The organism is Pseudofrankia saprophytica (assembly GCF_000235425.2).
Taxonomy (GTDB): domain Bacteria; phylum Actinomycetota; class Actinomycetes; order Frankiales; family Frankiaceae; genus Pseudofrankia; species Pseudofrankia saprophytica.
The window spans coordinates 1,504,664-1,521,899 of record NZ_KI912266.1; the positions used below are offsets into that span (position 1 = coordinate 1,504,664).

11 protein-coding genes and 1 pseudogene are annotated in these 17,236 nt (G+C 71.9%); 5 read left to right on the forward strand and 7 right to left on the reverse strand.

The annotated features are described in order from the left end of the window. Positions 1–52: 52 nt before the first annotated feature. Complete coding sequence (locus FRCN3DRAFT_RS0206550; RefSeq protein ID WP_007511830.1) at positions 53–1,396, reverse strand: MFS transporter; 1,344 nt, start codon at positions 1,394–1,396, stop codon at positions 53–55. Between the two features lie 92 nt (positions 1,397–1,488). Here FRCN3DRAFT_RS0206550 and FRCN3DRAFT_RS0206555 point away from each other — a divergent pair, with 92 nt between their 5' ends. After that, a complete protein-coding gene (locus FRCN3DRAFT_RS0206555) occupies positions 1,489–2,139 on the forward strand; it encodes a response regulator transcription factor (RefSeq protein WP_007511832.1) in 651 nt (216 codons plus the stop codon). Between the two features lie 43 nt (positions 2,140–2,182). On the opposite strand, the gene FRCN3DRAFT_RS0206560 is transcribed toward FRCN3DRAFT_RS0206555, so the two are convergent. The 3 genes from FRCN3DRAFT_RS0206560 to FRCN3DRAFT_RS0206570 all read right to left on the reverse strand — a co-directional run bounded on the left by FRCN3DRAFT_RS0206560 (position 2,183) and on the right by FRCN3DRAFT_RS0206570 (position 7,260). Next, complete coding sequence (locus FRCN3DRAFT_RS0206560) at positions 2,183–2,992, reverse strand: peptidoglycan recognition protein family protein (protein WP_007511834.1); 810 nt, start codon at positions 2,990–2,992, stop codon at positions 2,183–2,185. 458 nt (positions 2,993–3,450) lie between these two features. Then, complete coding sequence (locus tag FRCN3DRAFT_RS0206565) at positions 3,451–6,003, reverse strand: efflux RND transporter permease subunit (protein ID WP_007511836.1); 2,553 nt, start codon at positions 6,001–6,003, stop codon at positions 3,451–3,453. Positions 6,004–6,177: 174 nt separating this feature from the next. Beyond that, positions 6,178–7,260 carry a GNAT family N-acetyltransferase gene (locus tag FRCN3DRAFT_RS0206570; protein WP_051466161.1) on the reverse strand — a complete coding sequence of 361 codons (1,083 nt, stop codon included), beginning with the start codon at positions 7,258–7,260 and terminating at the stop codon, positions 6,178–6,180. A 336-nt stretch (positions 7,261–7,596) separates the two neighbouring features. Between FRCN3DRAFT_RS0206570 and ahcY the strand changes: the two genes are divergently transcribed. After that, positions 7,597–9,033, forward strand: coding sequence for an adenosylhomocysteinase (ahcY, locus tag FRCN3DRAFT_RS0206575; RefSeq protein WP_007511841.1), 1,437 nt, complete (start codon positions 7,597–7,599; stop codon positions 9,031–9,033). 108 nt (positions 9,034–9,141) lie between these two features. Here ahcY and FRCN3DRAFT_RS0206580 read toward each other — a convergent pair whose 3' ends face one another. Further along, complete coding sequence (locus FRCN3DRAFT_RS0206580) at positions 9,142–9,342, reverse strand: DUF1918 domain-containing protein (protein WP_007511843.1); 201 nt, start codon at positions 9,340–9,342, stop codon at positions 9,142–9,144. Between the two features lie 554 nt (positions 9,343–9,896). On the opposite strand from FRCN3DRAFT_RS0206580, the gene FRCN3DRAFT_RS42985 reads away from it, so the two are divergent. Next, positions 9,897–11,027, forward strand: a complete 1,131-nt coding sequence (locus tag FRCN3DRAFT_RS42985; RefSeq protein ID WP_232793945.1) for a phosphatase PAP2 family protein — start codon at positions 9,897–9,899, stop codon at positions 11,025–11,027. 365 nt (positions 11,028–11,392) lie between these two features. On the opposite strand, the gene FRCN3DRAFT_RS0206590 is transcribed toward FRCN3DRAFT_RS42985, so the two are convergent. Continuing rightward, a complete protein-coding gene (locus FRCN3DRAFT_RS0206590) occupies positions 11,393–12,613 on the reverse strand; it encodes an acetyl-CoA C-acetyltransferase (RefSeq protein WP_007511847.1) in 1,221 nt (406 codons plus the stop codon). A gap of 239 nt (positions 12,614–12,852) precedes the next feature. On the opposite strand from FRCN3DRAFT_RS0206590, the gene FRCN3DRAFT_RS0206595 reads away from it, so the two are divergent. Continuing rightward, on the forward strand, positions 12,853–15,159 hold the full coding sequence (locus FRCN3DRAFT_RS0206595) for a C2 family cysteine protease (RefSeq protein ID WP_232793946.1): 2,307 nt from the start codon (positions 12,853–12,855) through the stop codon (positions 15,157–15,159). 132 nt (positions 15,160–15,291) lie between these two features. Here FRCN3DRAFT_RS0206595 and FRCN3DRAFT_RS0206600 read toward each other — a convergent pair whose 3' ends face one another. Then, entirely contained in the window at positions 15,292–16,056 is a 765-nt protein-coding gene (locus tag FRCN3DRAFT_RS0206600; protein ID WP_007511852.1) for an alpha-ketoglutarate-dependent dioxygenase AlkB, read from the reverse strand. A gap of 719 nt (positions 16,057–16,775) precedes the next feature. Between FRCN3DRAFT_RS0206600 and FRCN3DRAFT_RS54865 the strand changes: the two are divergent. After that, positions 16,776–17,236: pseudogene (locus tag FRCN3DRAFT_RS54865) on the forward strand (hypothetical protein); the annotation flags it as partial.

The following is a 17,236-nucleotide window of genomic DNA, read 5'->3' on the forward strand; positions in this document are numbered from 1 at the left end:
CGGGCGGTCGACCGTCACTCGGCGGGCCTTCGGGAGGAGCGGTGGGGCGAGCTCAGGCACGGCTGACGTCGGCGTCGGCGTCGGCGCCGACGCCGACGCCGGGAACGTCATCGAGGACGCCGGCCGTCATCGGCGCGTCGAGCCAGGGCTCGCGCAGCAGGGGCAGGCCGGCCGTGATCACGACCGCCAGCAGGGTGAACGCGATCGCCGGATGGTCGAGCAGGCCCTGGACGGCCAGCGAGGCGACGACGCCGCCCGCGTTGCCGGCGAGCCAGACGAGGGCGGCGAGCGTAGCCGTGTCGCCGCCCTGCCGGGTCTCGGCGACCTCGAGGAGGACCGGCAGGTCGGCGAGCAGCAGCAGGCCTATCGCGCTGACCGCGACGGCGGCTGTCAGGACGCCCGGCGCGGCCGCGAGCGCCACGCAGCCCACGACCGTCACCGCGACCGAGAGCCGTACGACGGCGGTCCGCCGCGAGCGGCGGGCCGCCCAGGACGGCAGCACCGCTGAGCCGACCGTGCCGGCGACGACCATCCCGAGCAGCAGCGCGCCGGCGGCGTCCGCGGACACCCCGGCGGGTTCGAGGAGCGCCTGCAACCAGGTCGTCAGCGCGATGAACACCCCGAAACCCAGCGTGACCAGGATGACCAGCCGGCGGACCCGGCCGTCCCCCCACAGCCGGCGCACGGCGCCCGGTCGTGCGCTGCCAGGCGCCGTGCCACCGGCCACGGTCGACTCGGCCTCGTCGGTGAAGGGTCCGGGGTGGCGGAGCACGGCCAGCACCGCCAGCGCCGCGGCGACGGCGAGCACCGCCTGGACGGTGAGCAGGGTGGTCATCCGGTCCGCGCCGACGGCCGCGCCGAGCACGAAGGCGCAGATCATGCCGACGAACAGCGATGCCGACCCGAGGGCGATGCCGGTCGCCCGGTGCCGGTGCGCCAGGTAGCCGCCGGCGAGCGTCGTCACCGCGCCCAGGACCAGTGGCTGTGCGACGGCCACCAGCAGCTGCCCGGCGATGGCCGCGCCGAACCCGCCGCCCGCGAGCCGCGCGAGGCCGCCCGCTGCGGTGAGCACCGCGCCGACGGCGAGCCAGGTGCGGAACGACCGGTCCAGCAGCTTGCCTGCTGGAATCCCGAGAACGACGTACAACAGCGGGAAGACGTTAGCCAGCGTTCCGATCGCGCCCTCGGACACGTGATAGTGCTTCGCCGCGTCCGTCGTGATGGGCGCATAGGTAAGCCAGAGCATCTGGGTACAGGCGGCGACCGCGGCGTAACCGGCCAGCGCTGCCCAGCGGCTCACGGGCTCGCCACCCGCCGCCGGCGTGCTCGCGGCGTCGGGTTCGGGTGCCGTCCGGGGGGCGCCGGGTGCGTCGTCACGGTTGGCCTGCCGCTCCACGTGCCCTCCTTGGCTCGTAGCCAGGATGGGGACACGGGTCGAATCGGTCAATCCGGGCTGATCGACCGGCCGTCCGGGTGAGGTGGAAGGCTATGAGCGTGCGTGTCGTGCTCGCCGAGGACCTGGCCCTGCTGCGTGACGGATTGATCAGGCTGTTGACGGCCTACGACTTCGAGGTGGTCGAGGCGGTCGACAATGGTCCGTCACTGGTGCGCGCGCTGACCGCGCACCGGCCCGATGTCGCCGTCGTCGACGTCCGGCTGCCGCCGACCTTCACCGACGAGGGCCTGCTCGCGGCGATCGAGGCCCGTTCGCGCATCCCCGGCCTTCCGGTACTCGTCCTCTCCCAGGACGTGCAGCCGCTGTATGCCCGCGAGCTGCTGGCCAGCCCCGGAGGCGGGGTCGGCTACCTGCTCAAGGACCGGGTCAGCGACGTCGGCCAGTTCGTCGACGCGATTCGCCGGGTCGCCGCCGGTGGATCCGCGATGGACCCGGAGGTGGTGGCCGAGCTGCTGACCAGGCGTTCCCGGGACGAGCCTCTGCGCACCCTGACGGCTCGCGAGCGCGAGGTTCTCGGGCTCATGGCCGAGGGACGCTCGAACGCGGCCATCGCCGGCCGCCTGTTCGTCACCGAGAAAGCCGTCGGCAAGCACACCAACAACATCTTCAGCAAGCTGAGCCTGCCGCCGTCCGCTGACGACAACCGCCGCGTGCTCGCCGTCCTCGCCTATCTGAACTCTTGACGCGGGCTTGGGTGAGGCGACCGGCGCCTCACCCAAGCCCGCGTCAGACCCAGCGGTTCATGCCGGTGAGGATGTAGCCGATCTTCAGCCAGCTTTCCTGGCCGACGACGCCGTCCGGGGAGATCGGGCCGTAGTACGGCGAGTTGAGCCGCTGCAGCGAGCCGACCCTGGCCACGGTCTTCGGGCCGAAGGCGCCGTCGGGCGTGAGCCGGTTCGGGTCGCCGGTCGGCGCCTCGTGGCCGAAGATGATGTTCAGTGCGTTCTGGAGGGTGACGACCGCCGGGCCGCGGTCACCCTGTCGCAGGGTCGGCATCGAGACATAGCGCTGCCGCGCCTGCGTGGTGCTGGAGTCCCCGCTCATCGCCAGCGCGGCCGCCAGGATGTCCGGCCGGCGGTTCGCGCGGATGGTGCCGGGGCAGGAGTGGTTGCCCCAGGGCACACCTCCCATGCGATGGGTGCCGAGGCCGTACCCGTCCACGCTGTCGGTTACCTCGGCCTTCCAGCCGAACTCAGCCATTCCCCACGCGTACAACTCGGCGATCCGCTGAACCTGGACGGGGGTGTAGTCCTCGGTGTCGTAGCCCTCACATTCCACCGAGATCCAGTACGGGTTGCCGTCGGCCTGCGCCCAGGCGCGTTTGTCCAGCTCGACGTACTGCTCGAGCGCGCCGCCCTTGGACACCCACAGGTGGCTGGAGACCTCCGTCGCCGGGTTGTTGAACATCCCGTACAGCGAGCCGTTGCCCACCTGGACGTGCGGGATCAAACCCCTGGTCGGCTGCAGCATCGTGCCGGAAGTGTTGCGGACCGGGCGCCAGGTGGCGGGCGCGTATCGGGTGGCGGCCACGGTCATCGCCCCCGCCGTCGCGGTGTGACGGTCGCGACCATCGCGCCGCGCGAGCCCCGTGCCGCCCTTGCCGTACTCGTCCGTGTGTCCATGAGAACCCCTGTTGCCGCCTTTGCCTGTTTCGGAAATCCTGGCGTGCCGCGCCGGCCGTGCCGTCGCCGGCCCTGACCAGAAAAGCGCAACTTGCGGCAAACATCGCCTGTGGTATCCGTCACGCCTTAGCTGCCGGCTCGACAGGCCATCGACTAATAGGACCGTTACCAGCGGAGATACGTTGCGCCGGTCTGATCCACGCGGCCCGCGCGAGTGTCCACAAGCAGTGCACTCATGACCCGAACGGTGACAGTCCGCCTATCCGCGGCTGGTCGAGGGCGGTGTAGGTCCACACACCCACGGGGCCGGTGGGTGCCTGGCAGGTGGCCTGGCCGGGGGCGGGGCGCGCGGCGCCCCGCCCCCGGCCAGGCTCAGGAAAGCGCGTCGCCGGGGACCGAGGGGTCCAGCGTCCGGGCCTCGCCCGTCGGCGGCTGGTCAGGCACCCGCGGGCCGGTGCCCTTCTTCGGGCGGTGGACCCAGCCGCGGTCATCCATCCACACCAACAGCGGCGGCAGCACGACCAGGGCGGACAGCAAGGCAACCGCGACGTTGACGGCGACCAGCAGGCCGAAGTCCCGCAGCAGCGGCAACGAGCTGAACGCCAGCACCAGGATGCCGATGACCGCCGCGGCCGCGGACACGAGGAAGGCCCGCCCCGTACGCGCCGCCGCCTCGTCGACCGCCTCCCGCGGCGAGCGCCCGCGGGCCCGCTCCTCGAGATGGCGCTGAACGATCAGCGTGGTGAACTCGGTGCACAGCGCGATGACCAGCGGACCGCTGACGACGGTCAGCGGCGAGAGCTCCAGGCCGGACAGCCAGGCGATCAGCGAGGTGAGCCCGACCGCGATCAGGACCGGCACCACCGACAGCAGTGCCTTGACCGGTCCGCGGTAGCGCAGCAGCAGCACCAGGAAGACGCCCAGCAGCGCGAAGTAGGTGAACTCGACCCGGTTCTTCCCGATGTTGTCCAGTAGCCCGGCGCCGACCACAGCGAGGCCCGACGGAGTGGCCCGCACACCCTCCGGGGGGTTCACCGTCGCCCTGATGTCCTTGACGACGACCGCGCGCTGCTCGAGCGTGCGCGGGCCGGTCTGGAAGATCAGGTTGAGTGCGCCGGCGTCGCCGTTCGCGTTCGAGAGGTTCACCGTGCTGCGCTTGATCGCCTCGGGGGCGACCTGGTAGGCCGCGCGGACGTCGTCTCCGGTCGGCGGCACCGTCTTCGCGCCCGGGACGTCGAGCAGGAAGCCGACGGTGGTGACCAGGCTCGAGGCGTTGGTCAGGTCATCGTGGTGCTTCGCGAGCTGCTGACGGGCGAAGCCGTCGACGAACGCCACCGTCTGGTCGTCGAAGACGTTGTTCGACTGGACGAAGACGCCGAGCTCGCTGGTCGTGCCCGTGTGGTCGCTCAGGTAGTCGAGGTCCTTGACCACCTGGCTGCCCTGGTTGACCCACTTCTGCGGGTCCGTCTGCACCTTCAGATTGCCCTCGGTGACCGCGCCACCGGCGAACAGCGCGACCGCGATGACGACCAGCGGAATGGCCGCGGCGCGCGGGAGCGAGCCGAGCGCGACCGTGGCGCGCCCCAGTGGCCCGCGGGTGTAGTCCCTGGCGGGCGTCGGCTTGCGTCGCTCGCGCCACGCCAGCGACGTGGACGTCAGCAGTATGGTCGCGATGACGATCACCGGCAGGCCGATGGCCAGCAGCACGCCGAAGTCGCGGATCATCGGCACCGCGCTGAACTCCAGCGCCAGGAAGGCGACGACGGCGGCGACGGTCGCGAGCGCCAGGCTCGGCACCAGTCGGCGCAGCGTCTCGGCGACCGGATGGTCGGCGCGGTCGAGCTGCGCCTCCTCCTCCACCCGGCTGTGCAGCTGGACGGCGAAGTCGATGCCCACGCCGAGCAGTACGGGTAGCCCGCTGATCGTCACGATGTTGAGTGGAAGGCCCACGTAGCCGGCGAGACCAAACGCCCAGACCTGGCCGATGACGACGACGCCGAGCGGCAGCAGCCGCCAGCGCACGGCGAACGCCACCAGCAGCAGCCCGATCATCAGCGCGGCCGCGATCGCGCCGAGGGTGAGGAACCCACTGCGCAGGTAGTCGTTGATGTCGCGCAGCAGCACCGTGGCGCCGGTGGTGACGACGTGCGCGTTGTCGAAGTGCCGCGCCGCCATCGCGTCCTCCACGAGGGAGGCCGCCCCGCCCTCGGTCTTGATGTCCGCGTTGCCGGCGAGCCGCACCACCAGCTGGGCGTTGTCGTCGTTCGGGAAGAACGGCAGCAGCGAGGTGCGGATCTTGCCGGTGTTGTCGTGGAGCAGGAAGTCGACCCAGGCCGGGTTGCTGAGGGTCTGCTGCGCGGGCGGGATCTGGTTGATCCGGGTCAGGGTCGCGATCGAGTCCTGGAGGCGCTTTGCCTGCGAGGTGGGATCGGTGTCCCGTTGCTGCGCGCTGAGGAGCATCTTTCCGGCCGGGCTGTTCACCGGGTTGCCGTCGGAGCTGGTGACCAGGTTGTGAGTGAACTGCAGGGCGGTCACCGGGGTGATCACCGCGACGATCCGCGGGTCGGCCTCGAGCTGCTTGGTCACCGCGTCGAACTCGGCGAGGTTGTGCTGGGTAAACAGGTCGGTGAGCTTCTTGCCCTTGTCGACCGTCAGGTCGGAGATCATCGCCTCGCCGCCGAACAACGACTGGTACGAGACGTTGTCCTTGGCGATCTGCGAGTCGGAGTTCAGGTAGTTGCTCTGGTCGGTGCTGAACTCCAGCTGGGTGATGCCGAAGCCGAGGCCCACGGTGAGCAGGACCGCGATGATCGCGACAATGCCGCCACGCTTCCCAGCCTGCTGTGCGACCGACGTCCAGAAGGCGTCGGAGCGATCAGCTGGCTCGGGTCCGCGCGGCTCGGCGGGACCTGGGGGTGTGGACACGAGCGGGCTCCCAGCGGATCGGTGGGGGCGATGGTGGCAGCCCCGCAGGTTACTTGTGAGTTAGACAACAGACTCCAAGCTGTATAGCCCAGATGACAGCGATATGTGGAGCCCCGACGGGCCACCCGGCACAACAACTTCACGACGGAGTCGCGGCATCACCATACGAACCGGTCAGGGCTGCGTTGGTAGCTCCTTGGTATACCGGAACTCCGCAGTGTTGGAACGGTCGCCAAGCTCTCGGACCTCACCTGTCGCTAGGTAACCGAGTCGTTCGTAAAGGCGATGGGCGTCCGCGAACCGCGTGTCGGTCCACAGCTCTACGAACGTGGCGCCCCGCCGACGCGCCTCGCGTTCGACCAGGCGCACGAGCGCCACGCCCAGGCCGCGTCGGCGCGCCCAGGCCGCCACATAGAGCGACTTCAGCTCCACCCAGCCCGGTCGGGTCTCCCGCACCGCGACGCAGGCGGCGAGCGGCTCGTCCTTGCCGGCTCCTTCACCTTGAGTGACCACCCACATCGCACCGCGGTAGCGGCCGGGAACCGCGTCGCCGATGTAGGCGGCGGCTGGCGCGCGCAGCCACGGCTCCTCGCCGTCGACGTCGAGCACACAGCCCGGGTACTCGGCCCAGATCTCGCCGATCAGTCGCTCCAGCGCCGGGCCGTCGGCATCCCTTACCGCCCGCAGACCCGGCAGGATCGAGCGGGCCATCCAGACGTGCTCGATCCCGGCGGTCAGGTCACGCGGCCCGAACGCGCGATAGCCGAGGCCGGTGTACAGCCCGGTGACGGCGGCCTGCGCGTGCAGCCGGATCACCGGGAGGCCGCGCTCGGCGGCGCGCCGCTCCAGCGCCGCCATCACGACCCGCGCGAGGCCGCGCCCCCGCATGTCCGGCCGGACCGCGACCCGCCCGATCACGCCGACCAGCCCCGCGGACAGGCCAGCGGGTACCACCTCGCCCGGGCCCGGCTCGGGACCCGTATCCAGGCCGGGGACGGCCGCCGGGTCGAGCAGCCGCCCGGTCGCGAGCGCCCGCCCGGGGTTCCCGCCCTCGGAGGTCCGGACGTCCCAGACGACCGCGTGGTCGGCATACGCGTCGGCGTCGTCGTGTTCGAGCTCGGCCGGGACCCCTTGCTCGCCCACGAACACGGCGGTCCGCAGGGCGCGCGCCGCGGCGGGCGGCGGCCCGGGCAGGACGGCGACGTCTGCGACAGCGGGGTCATCAGCATGCGGACTGGTAGAAGCCGGCACAACCATGCGCCGGAGTCTAGAAAGAGCTGACCGGGTCGGGAGGCTGCTCCGCGCCTCCCACGAGCCGGCCTGTCGGGAGCTGAGGCGCCTGCCCGCCCACCCACCCTGCCCGCCTGCTTCCCGGTTGAGAGGCATACGGCAGGGGCCCCTGATACCGGCCGGGCACGTAGCCGCGGCGCCGGCGCCGACCGGCGAATGTGAGGCGAGGCGCTGCGCGCCCGAGGGCGTGGCGCCCAGGCGCACCCAGTACCGTGTGCGGTACGGCACGGGCACGGATTACCCCGCGCTCTCGCGCGCCCTGATCCCTGGGACGGGGCGCGTTTCGAGCGCCGAAGGAGAGAGATGAGCTTCGACTTCAAGGTCGCGGACCTTGCGCTGGCCGAGTTCGGCCGCAAGGAGATCCGGCTGGCTGAGCACGAGATGCCGGGGCTGATGGCGACCCGTGCCGAGTACGCCGCGAGCCAGCCGCTCAAGGGTGCGCGGATCATGGGATCGCTGCACATGACGATCCAGACCGCCGTGCTCATCGAGACCCTCGTCGCCCTCGGTGCCGACGTCCGCTGGGTCTCCTGCAACATCTTCTCCACCCAGGACCACGCCGCCGCCGCGGTCGTCGTCGGCCCGAACGGCACCAAGGACGCTCCCGCCGGTGTCCCGGTGTTCGCCTGGAAGGGTGAGACGCTCGAGGAGTACTGGTGGTGCACCGACCAGGCGCTGGCCTGGCCGGACGGCGGCGCTCCCAACATGATCCTCGACGACGGCGGCGACGCGACGCTGCTCGTCCACAAGGGCGCCGAGTTCGAGAAGGCGGGCGCCGTCCCGGCGACCGACCCCTCGGACTCCGAGGAGTACGCGATCATCCTCGACACGCTGCGCAGCACGATCGCGGCGAAGCCCGGCCGTTGGACCGCGGCCGCCGAGGCGATCAAGGGCGTCACCGAGGAGACCACCACCGGCGTGCATCGCCTCTACGAGATGCACAAGGGCGGTTCGCTGCTCTTCCCGGCGATCAACGTCAACGACTCGGTCACCAAGAGCAAGTTCGACAACAAGTACGGCTGCCGCCACTCCGTCATCGACGGCCTCAACCGGGCGACCGACGTGCTCATCGGCGGCAAGGTCGCGCTCGTCGCCGGCTACGGCGACGTCGGCAAGGGCTGCGCGGACGCGCTGCGCGGCCAGGGCGCCCGGGTCATCGTCACCGAGATCGACCCGATCTGCGCGCTGCAGGCCGCGATGGACGGCTTCCAGGTCACCGTGCTCGAGGACGTCGTCGGGATCGCCGACATCTTCGTCTCGACCACCGGCAACTTCAACATCATCACCGCCGACCACATGGCGGCGATGAAGCACCAGGCGATCGTGTCCAACATCGGCCACTTCGACAACGAGATCGACATGGCCGGCCTGGGCAAGATCGCGGGTGTCGAGAAGATCAACATCAAGCCGCAGGTCGACGAGTGGGTCTTCCCGGACGGCCACTCGGTCATCGTGCTGGCCGAGGGCCGGCTGATGAACCTCGGCTGCGCCACCGGCCACCCGAGCTTCGTGATGTCGAACAGCTTCACCAACCAGGTGATCGCCCAGATCGAGCTGTTCACGAAGACCGACCAGTACCCGGTCGGCGTCTACACGCTGCCGAAGCACCTCGACGAGAAGGTCGCCCGCCTGCACCTGGACGCCCTCGGCGTGAAGCTCACCAAGCTCACCAAGGCCCAGGCTGAGTACATCGGCGTCGACGTCGACGGCCCCTACAAGTCCGACCACTACCGCTACTGATCGGGGCCGGCCGCCGTCGTCGACGGCGGCCGCCCAACCGCTCGACACGAAGGCCGCTCCCGCTATCGGGAGCGGCCTTCGCCGCTTGCGGGCCGCTCCGGCCGCCCGTCAGACTCCGGCGTGCTGGAAGGCGAAGACCTCCAGCACCGAGTCGGCGCCCGGGAAGAGCAGCCCCTCATGGCCGTCGTCCCAGCGGATCAGGTAGGGCGGCCCGGTCTCGCCGCGGGCCTCCAGAACGACTCCGTGTCGTTCGGGCTGGCCGATGGTGCGGCTGTGGACACATACGCGGTCGCCGACGTTCGCGTGCATCGCGATCCTCCTCGACTGTGGCGGTCGCCAGCAGGGTTTGTTCAGGCGATCATGTGAAGATAGTTACCCTTTGAGTTCTCTGAGTAACGTCGACCGGGCGGTCCGTTCGCGGCGCCCGGATCGAGGCCCGGCCGGCTCTGGATGTCTGACGCTTGGTCTGGATGACGACCGGATGTCCGATAGATGACATTCGTAGGCGCGAGTGGTCAGCCGTTCAGAAGATCTGAGGGAAATAGTTGCCTGGCGTTTGCTGTTTAGTAACGGCGAGCGATCACGGTATCGCTACCTTGCGTGACACTTCCGTTCGGTTTTGTCATCACAACCGAGTCGCGGGTCGCACCTGAAGCCTCTATGTGGCAAATTCGCGTCGAGATGACTTCACTAAGTCACGACTTCGACGTCGAATCGTTGCGGAGGGCGACTGGCCGGTTGACGCCGGAGGCGAGAGATGTGTCACCGGCTGGCTGGTTGTGCTTACCGGTCGGTTAGTAGGACGGTATAAGTCGGATCCCCGTGGGATGGGGAGGCATTCTCATGCGTAGGGGTGCGATGTGGTGAGCATTCCGTGTCCATCGGGCCCGCAGGCGGGTGATGGCATTCGGTTCCGCGGCCCGGCCGAAGCTGCCGCCTCCGACGCCTCCGAGCGCGCAGCGCCCTCCCGGGCGCGCCGCGCGCTCCTGACGTCGTCCTACTTCCTCGGCCAGATCGCCCTGCTGGGCGGGCTGTTCATGGTCTACCGGCTGGGCAGGACCCTCGCGGACGGCCGGCGGGTCGAGGCGCTGCGGCACGCGCTGGCGGTCTGGCACTTCGAGCGGCTGCTGGACCTGCCCGACGAGTCGTCGATCCAGCGGCTGGCGCTGCGCTCCACCGACCTGCTGGAGTTCGCGAACCGGTTCTACATAACCGTGCACTTCCCGGCCGCCATCGGGTTCCTGCTCTGGGTCATGTTCTTCCAGCGGGCGCACTGGCAGCGGGTACGGAACGTGATCATGATCTCGACGGGTGTCGCCCTCGTGATCCATATCCTGTACCCGCTGGCCCCGCCGCGGTTCCTGCCGGCCGTGAGCCCGAACATCCCCTTCGTCGACACCGGCGTCGTGATCGGCCCCTCGGCCTACAACGAGGTGGGCGCCGCGCAGGCGAACCAGTACGCGGCGATGCCGAGCCTGCACATCGGCTGGGCGATCCTGGAGGCCTGGGGGGTCATCACGATCCTGCGCTGGCGGGCGCGCTGGCTCGCCGTCGCGCACCCGGTCGTCACCGCGCTCGTCGTCGTGATCACCGCGAACCACTACTGGCTCGACGGCCTGATCGGCGGCGGCCTGGTCTGGGGCGCCATCGTCCTGACCCGGCAGCCTCGCTGGGACCGCGTCACCGGGGTGACGCTCGCCCCGGCGCGTCGAGTCCGCGACGCCTTCCGCCGCGGCGCGCCGGCCGGGCACCCGCCGGCGGGCCCCCCATGGCTGGAGCTGGCGTCCGTGGTGGCGAGGTCCGTACCGTCCGCCAGGCAGACGACCACCGGCTTCGCCGCCGCCGCGGCGTCCACCCAGGCCCGGATACAGAGCCAGGCCGTCACCAGGACCGCCAGGGTCGGTCCAACAGCCCAACCGGCCTCGGCCCAGGGCGCCGCCGCGGACCGGGTGCCGCGCCCCCGAGCAGCGCCCCCGGACCCACCCGCCAGCTGAGGCCGCACACACGAGCGCCGAAAACGAGAGCGTCCCAGTGAAGATCACCAGGACGCTCTAGTCGAGCCAGGTCCATGCTGCCGCGGAGGCGCGCCTCGATCGCAGCGAAGTGCCCCCGCGGCGATGGCTCTGGATCGGGCTGGTCTTGGATCGGTGACGTTCAGCGGCAGGTGACCGTGCGGCGCGGAGGCGCGCCTCCGCGGAGGCCCGGCCACGAGCGAAGCGAAGTGGTTGGGCCGCAGCGGAGGTCGCCGCAGCGCACGTGAGCGGAGGAGGACGCGGCGCGGAGGTCCCTTGGGAGCGAAGCGAGCAAGGGGCCGGAGCGCCGCGCCCGCACGGAGCGAACCAGAGACAGAGCGAACCAGTTAATCGAGCCGTTCGATGACCATCGCCATGCCCTGACCGCCACCGACGCACATGGTCTCGAGACCGATGGTCTTGTCCCTGGTGCGCAGGCCGTTGAGGAGCGTGGTCAGGATGCGGGCGCCGGTCGAGCCGAACGGGTGGCCCAGCGCGATGGCGCCGCCGTGCACGTTGAGCTTGTCGAAGTCGATGCCGAGCTCACGCGCGGACGGCACGACCTGGGCGGCGAACGCCTCGTTGATCTCGACGAGGTCGATGTCGTCGATCGTCATGCCGGCGCGGCCGAGCACCTGCCGCACCGCCTCGATCGGCCCGAGGCCCATGATCTCCGGTGACAGGCCGGTGACGCCGGTCGCCACGATCCGGGCCAGCGGGGTCAGCCCCAGCTCTCGGGCCCTGGTGTCGCTCATGACGACCACCGCCGCGGCGCCGTCGTTGAGCGGGCAGGCGTTGCCGGCGGTGACCGTGCCGTCGGGGCGGAACACCGGCTTCAGGCCGGCGAGCGCCTCGAGGGTGGTGCTCGGCCGCGGGCCGTCGTCCGCCCGGACGACCGTGCCGTCCGGCAGCGTGACCGGGATGATCTCCCGCTCGAAGAACCCGTCCGCGATGGCCTTGGCCGTGTTCTGCTGGGAGCGCAGCGCGAACTCGTCCTGCTCGGCCCGGGTGAGGCCGGTGTGCTGGACGACGTTCTCGGCCGTCTGGCCCATCGCGATGTAGATGTCGGGCAGCACCCCGTCGGCGCGCGGGTCGGTCCAGCCCGCGGAGCCGGCCTCGGCGCGGGCCTTCGTGCGGGCCTCGGCCTCGGCGTAGAGCGGGTTGTGGGTGTCAGGCAGGCCGTCCGCGTTGCCCTTCACGAACCGGCTGACCGTCTCGACACCGGCGGACACGAAGACGTCGCCCTCGCCGGCCTTGATCGCGTGGAAGGCCATCCGGGTGGTCTGCAGCGACGAGGAGCAGTAGCGGTTCACCGTGGTGCCGGGCAGGAAGTCCATGCCGAGCTGGACCGCGACCGCGCGCGCCATGTTGAAGCCCTGCTCGCCGGCGGGCTGCGCGCAGCCGAGCATCAGGTCGTCGATCGTCGTGGGATCCAGCCCGGGCAGCTTGTCGAGGACGGCGCGCACGACGGTCGCGGCCAGGTCGTCCGGCCGTAGGTCCTTCAACGATCCTTTGTAGGCGCGACCAATCGGGGACCGGCCGGTGGCGACGATGACGGCCTCGGGCACGTCGGGCTCCTTCCGCGGTGTCCGGGCGATGGAGCCTCGCGGCCCCTTCCCGTGCTCTCCCGCGCCGGTCTCGCGCGGCTCGCCCGGCGCTGGCCGGAACGGGCCGTCGCCGGGCAACGGGCACCTCGCCCAAGCTAGCGCAGTTCGTCCGTTCGAGCCCGCGATCTCGTGGGGTCGCGATCATGCGGCCCCACGACACCGCCGCCACCGCGTCCTACCCTGACGTCGATCAGCAAGACATGATCGTTTCGTCGGCCGCGTTCTGGCTGGCGCGCGCCGCGCGGGAGTGCGTGGGGTGCGCGGGCGTCGCGGGCCGCCGCACGCCGGCGGCGCTGTTCGTACGCCGGCGGTCAGGGCCGGGTGGCTGTCAGGAGGTCGGTGACGCGATGCCTTCCGGATACGCGGATGCCCTGGTGGGGCGGGCTCCGTCCGTGCTCGGGACCGCGGCCGCCGAGCTGCGCGCCGCCGCGGTCGAGCTGGGTGGGCTCGCCACGACAGCCTCCGGTCTGCTCGGCCCGGTGCTGACCCTGGACACTCCCGAGACCTGGTCGTCGCCGTGGCAGCGGCGCGCGACGGCCCGGGTCGACGGCTGGCTGCGGGCGCTGCGCGGTGGCGCCGAGGCGATGGCCGCCCGCGCTCACTGGTATGTGAGGACCGCCGAGGCGTTCGAGTTCGCTGCCGCCGCGGCGACCGGCCTGACCAGCGCGGCCGGGGAGGGCAGCACGGTCGACAGGGCCGGATCGGCGGGGACTCCGGATGCCGAGTTAGAGCCGCGCCTGCCCGAGATTCCCAGGATGCCGGCCGGTTGGGACGTCCCCGACGCGGCCCTGCTGCGTGAGCTGAGCACCGACGACGGCACCGTCCCGGCAGACCCGTTTCTCGACGGCTCGCTGGGCGCCGACGGCCGGCGGGGCGGTCGCGTCGCGCCAGCCTGCGACGTCTGGTCGGGAGACGCCTGGGCTGGCGCGGCCGCGGCCGGGCGCGGCGGGGACGGGGGCGGCCACGGTGGCGACCTGGGCGGAGGCGGTCCCGTCTCCTTCGACCCCGGCCTGCTCGGCGCGCTGGCCGGCAGACTGCGCGTCGCCGGCACCGCCGCGGCCGGGCTCGCCACGGCCGTCGGCCGGACGGACGAGACGGCCCTGGATGCGGTCGTCGTCGGCCTGAGCGCGACGGTCGCGGCGGCGGGCGGCGGCCTTGCCCAGGCACTCGGCGTCGCCGCGCCGGCCAGGCCGCCAGGCTCGTTCCGGTTGGCCGGCCTGCCCGTGCCGACCGACGTGCTCCGGCTGGGCACGCACGCCCTCGCCGTCGGCGGGCCGGATCTCGCCGCGGCGATCGAGCGTCGGACGGCGCATCTCGTGGCGGCCGAGGAAGCGGTGCGGACCGGCGGCGTGTTGATCGACCCGCGTTCCTGGTTCGACGACGCCCCACCGCCGGACCTCGGCTGGATCAGGACGGCCGCCGCCGGGTTGGTCGCGCTGGTCGGGACCGACCCCGCCGCGCTGTCCGCGGCGGACGTTCGGGATGCCGGCCGGCGGCTGGCCGCCCTGCCGCCGGCCGTCCGTGAGGCGGTGGTCAGCCGGCTGCGCGGCCAGCCACTGCGGGCGCTGACGGGGGCTCTCACCCGCCTGCTGCGGCGGGCGGGCGGCCGTTCCCGGCACGAGCTCGAGGCCCTGGCCGCGGTGCCGGACCTGCTGCTCGCGAGCGCGCCGGCCGCGCTGGTCGCCGAGCTCGTCCGCCTGCTGCCTGACCTCGAGCCCGCCCCGCCCGGCGGCGCGGCCGCCGCCAACGGGGCCGTGGCCTCCGCCGGGGCGGACGAGGCGAACCGGGCCGACCCGGTCGTCCGGGACGGCGTCAGCACCTCCGACGTCGGCCAGGGCGGCCTCGGCGACTGCTACCTCGCCGCCACGCTCATCGGCCTGGCCAGACAGCGTCCCGACCTGCTCGTCGAGGGGATCCGGGAGAACCCGAACGGCACGTTCACGGTCACCTTCTACCGCGACGGCCGACCCTTCCCGGTCACCGTGACACGTGCCCTGCCCGGCCTGCCCACGGGCGACGCCGCCGGCGGCGCGGCGGGAGGCGGTGGAGGGGGCGAAGCCGGCGGCGCGCGGCCGGTGCCCTCGATCGCCGCGTTCGACCTCACGGGGCGCCCGGAGCTGTGGGCGGCCGTCTACGAGAAGGCGTACGCCCGGCTCCACGGCGGCTACGACGCGATCAGCGGCGGTGATCCCGGCGTGGCCGCGAGCGACCTCACCGGCCGCCCGCATCACGCGGTGCCGCCGGGCTCGCTCAGCGTCGCGGACATCGCGTCCCGACTCGCCACGGGCGACGTCATCACGGTCTCCACTCGCCCGGGCGCGGCGGACGGACCGTCGGGCGGTCTCGTGGAGCGGCACGCCTACGCGGTCCTGGCCGCGGATGCCGCGGGCGGCCGGCTGCTGCTGCGCAACCCGTGGGGCAGCCCCGACGAGGAGCTGGTCCGGTGGTACCGCTGGGACGAGCTGCGTCCCTGCCTCCGTGCGGTCACCCTGACCTCGACGGCCTGAGGCACGACGTGCAGATGACAGTTGGGCATATTGGGTCCGCCGGGCGCGGCCGCGATGACGTCGCCCCCTGGTCGCGAGCGCTCGGCTAGCGCACGCCACATGCGAGCCGAGCGCTCGCCGGCCCGGCCCGGCTCAGCGACCGAAGTGCCGGGACGCCATGTAGCCAGGGCCCTGCAGGGGCCTGCCGGTCCGCGCCGTCCAACGCCATTGCACCGAGATCCGGCCGCCGACGTGGCCGGCGATCTTGGGCACGCCGTGCAGCCAGTCCGCCTGGGCACGCCCGCCGAGCACGAGCAGGTCACCCGAGCTGGGCGCGAGATCGAGCAGGCCGCCGGCGTCGCTCGGGTCGTTCAGGATGCGTCGGCCCTGGCCGAGCCGCACCGGCTTCACGGTCCACGGCCGGCGGGCACCCAGCGTGAGGATCGCGATCACGGTGTCGTCGAGCCACCGCAGCTCCTTGTCGCGGTGCACCCCGACCGAGTCCGCGCCGTCTCGGTAGTAGGACATGCCGTAGCCGTCGAACTCGACGCCATAGCGGCGGCGCAACGCGGCGTGTGCCGCCGTGAGCTCGGGGATGGGCGGTGGCCGGCCCGCCTCGTACCAGGCGCTCAGCCGCGGCGCGGTCACATACTTCTCGTAGCGCCACATCGCGCCGGCCCGCCACTGGGTGGTGTCACGGACCCGCTGGTAGAGCTCGTCGGCGGCCGGCAGCCAGCCGCGGCCAACGTCCACCCAGGACGTCCGGTCGAGCCAGTGCCGCTCGACAGGAGCCGCCGTCAGCACCCTGACGAGGGCGGCGACGTCGGTGCGGCCGGCCGGCGCCGAGACGTCCCCCTCGCCGACCGGACCGGTGAGGGCCGGGCCTTCGCCGGCCTGGCCGGCCCGCTCGGCGGACATGCCTCGACGGTACCGGCGACCTCTGACACCTCTGGCACTTCCGAAGGCCTACGGGTTCCGCCCCACGGCCTTGTCGCCGTCGCCTGTTCACGCAGAGTGAAGTCCAGGATTGGCTGCCGGGTCAGACAGGCTCGGGCGTGCCGGTCGGCGTTGATCCTCGATCCGGACGTTGGTGGGGCGGCGCGACCGATGGTGAGGGCCAATCGGTGAAAAAGGTGGCAATCGTTGGGAAAGGGGCAATCGAGAGGTAAGGGGCCGTCGTAGGTGGATGGTTGCGGTCGCGTGGGCTGTGGGTGGGTCGGTGTTTCCCGCCGCCGGTTCTCGTCGGGTCGCGGGCGGACTGGCCGTCGGCTGGACCCCCCACGAGCACATCGCGGATGTGCATAAGCGCTGGTCGAGCGCTCTCAACGCGCTCGCGTAGGCATGTTGCCGTTATGTGTGCCCCTTGGTCGCGCTCCCCTTACCCCTTCGCCAGCGCGGGGTAACGTGCCTCAACCGGCATAGCCAGCCAGCGCGTCGCACAGCCCGCCGACGCCCGACACGACCCGAACTGACCCAGAGTCCCTAGGCCCGGCCGCTCACCCGGCTCTCCGGTCCGACGTCCACCCGCCACGCGGCCAGCGGCTCCACCCACGCACCTCGGTCCATTCGCGCGAGGGCGCGGACATGGCGTCCAGGCCCACCCGCGAAGGCAGCACGAAGGAAGGAGGCGAGACTCCGTGGCGACCGACCCGATGCGTCAGCTCCCGCTCCCCGGGGTCCTCGTCCTGGTTTCCACCCCGCCTTCCGGTGCCATCGTCGCGGACAACGTGGGCTGGCAGCGCGCCGTCGCGCAGGCGGGCCTGCCGCCCGCGACCAAGCTGGTCGCGCTCATCCTGGCGAGCCACGTCGAACCGGCCAGCGGTGCCGATCCGCAGCTGCCGGCGGGCTCCGCCGTCTGCGCGCCTGGCCTGCGGGTGCTGGTGACACAGACCAAGTACAGCCGGACCCACGTCCAGCGCCAGCTCGCGCTGTTGCGCAGGCTGGGCTGGCTCACCTCGGTCGGCCGGCCCGCGGCCGGCCGACCGGCGCGGTTCGTGTTGACGCTGCCGGCGGAGGTCGCCCGCCGCGCCGGAGTGGGACTGGCCGAGCCAGCCGCGCGGGCCAAGGCCGGGGACGCCGATCGCGCCCGGCCGGCCGC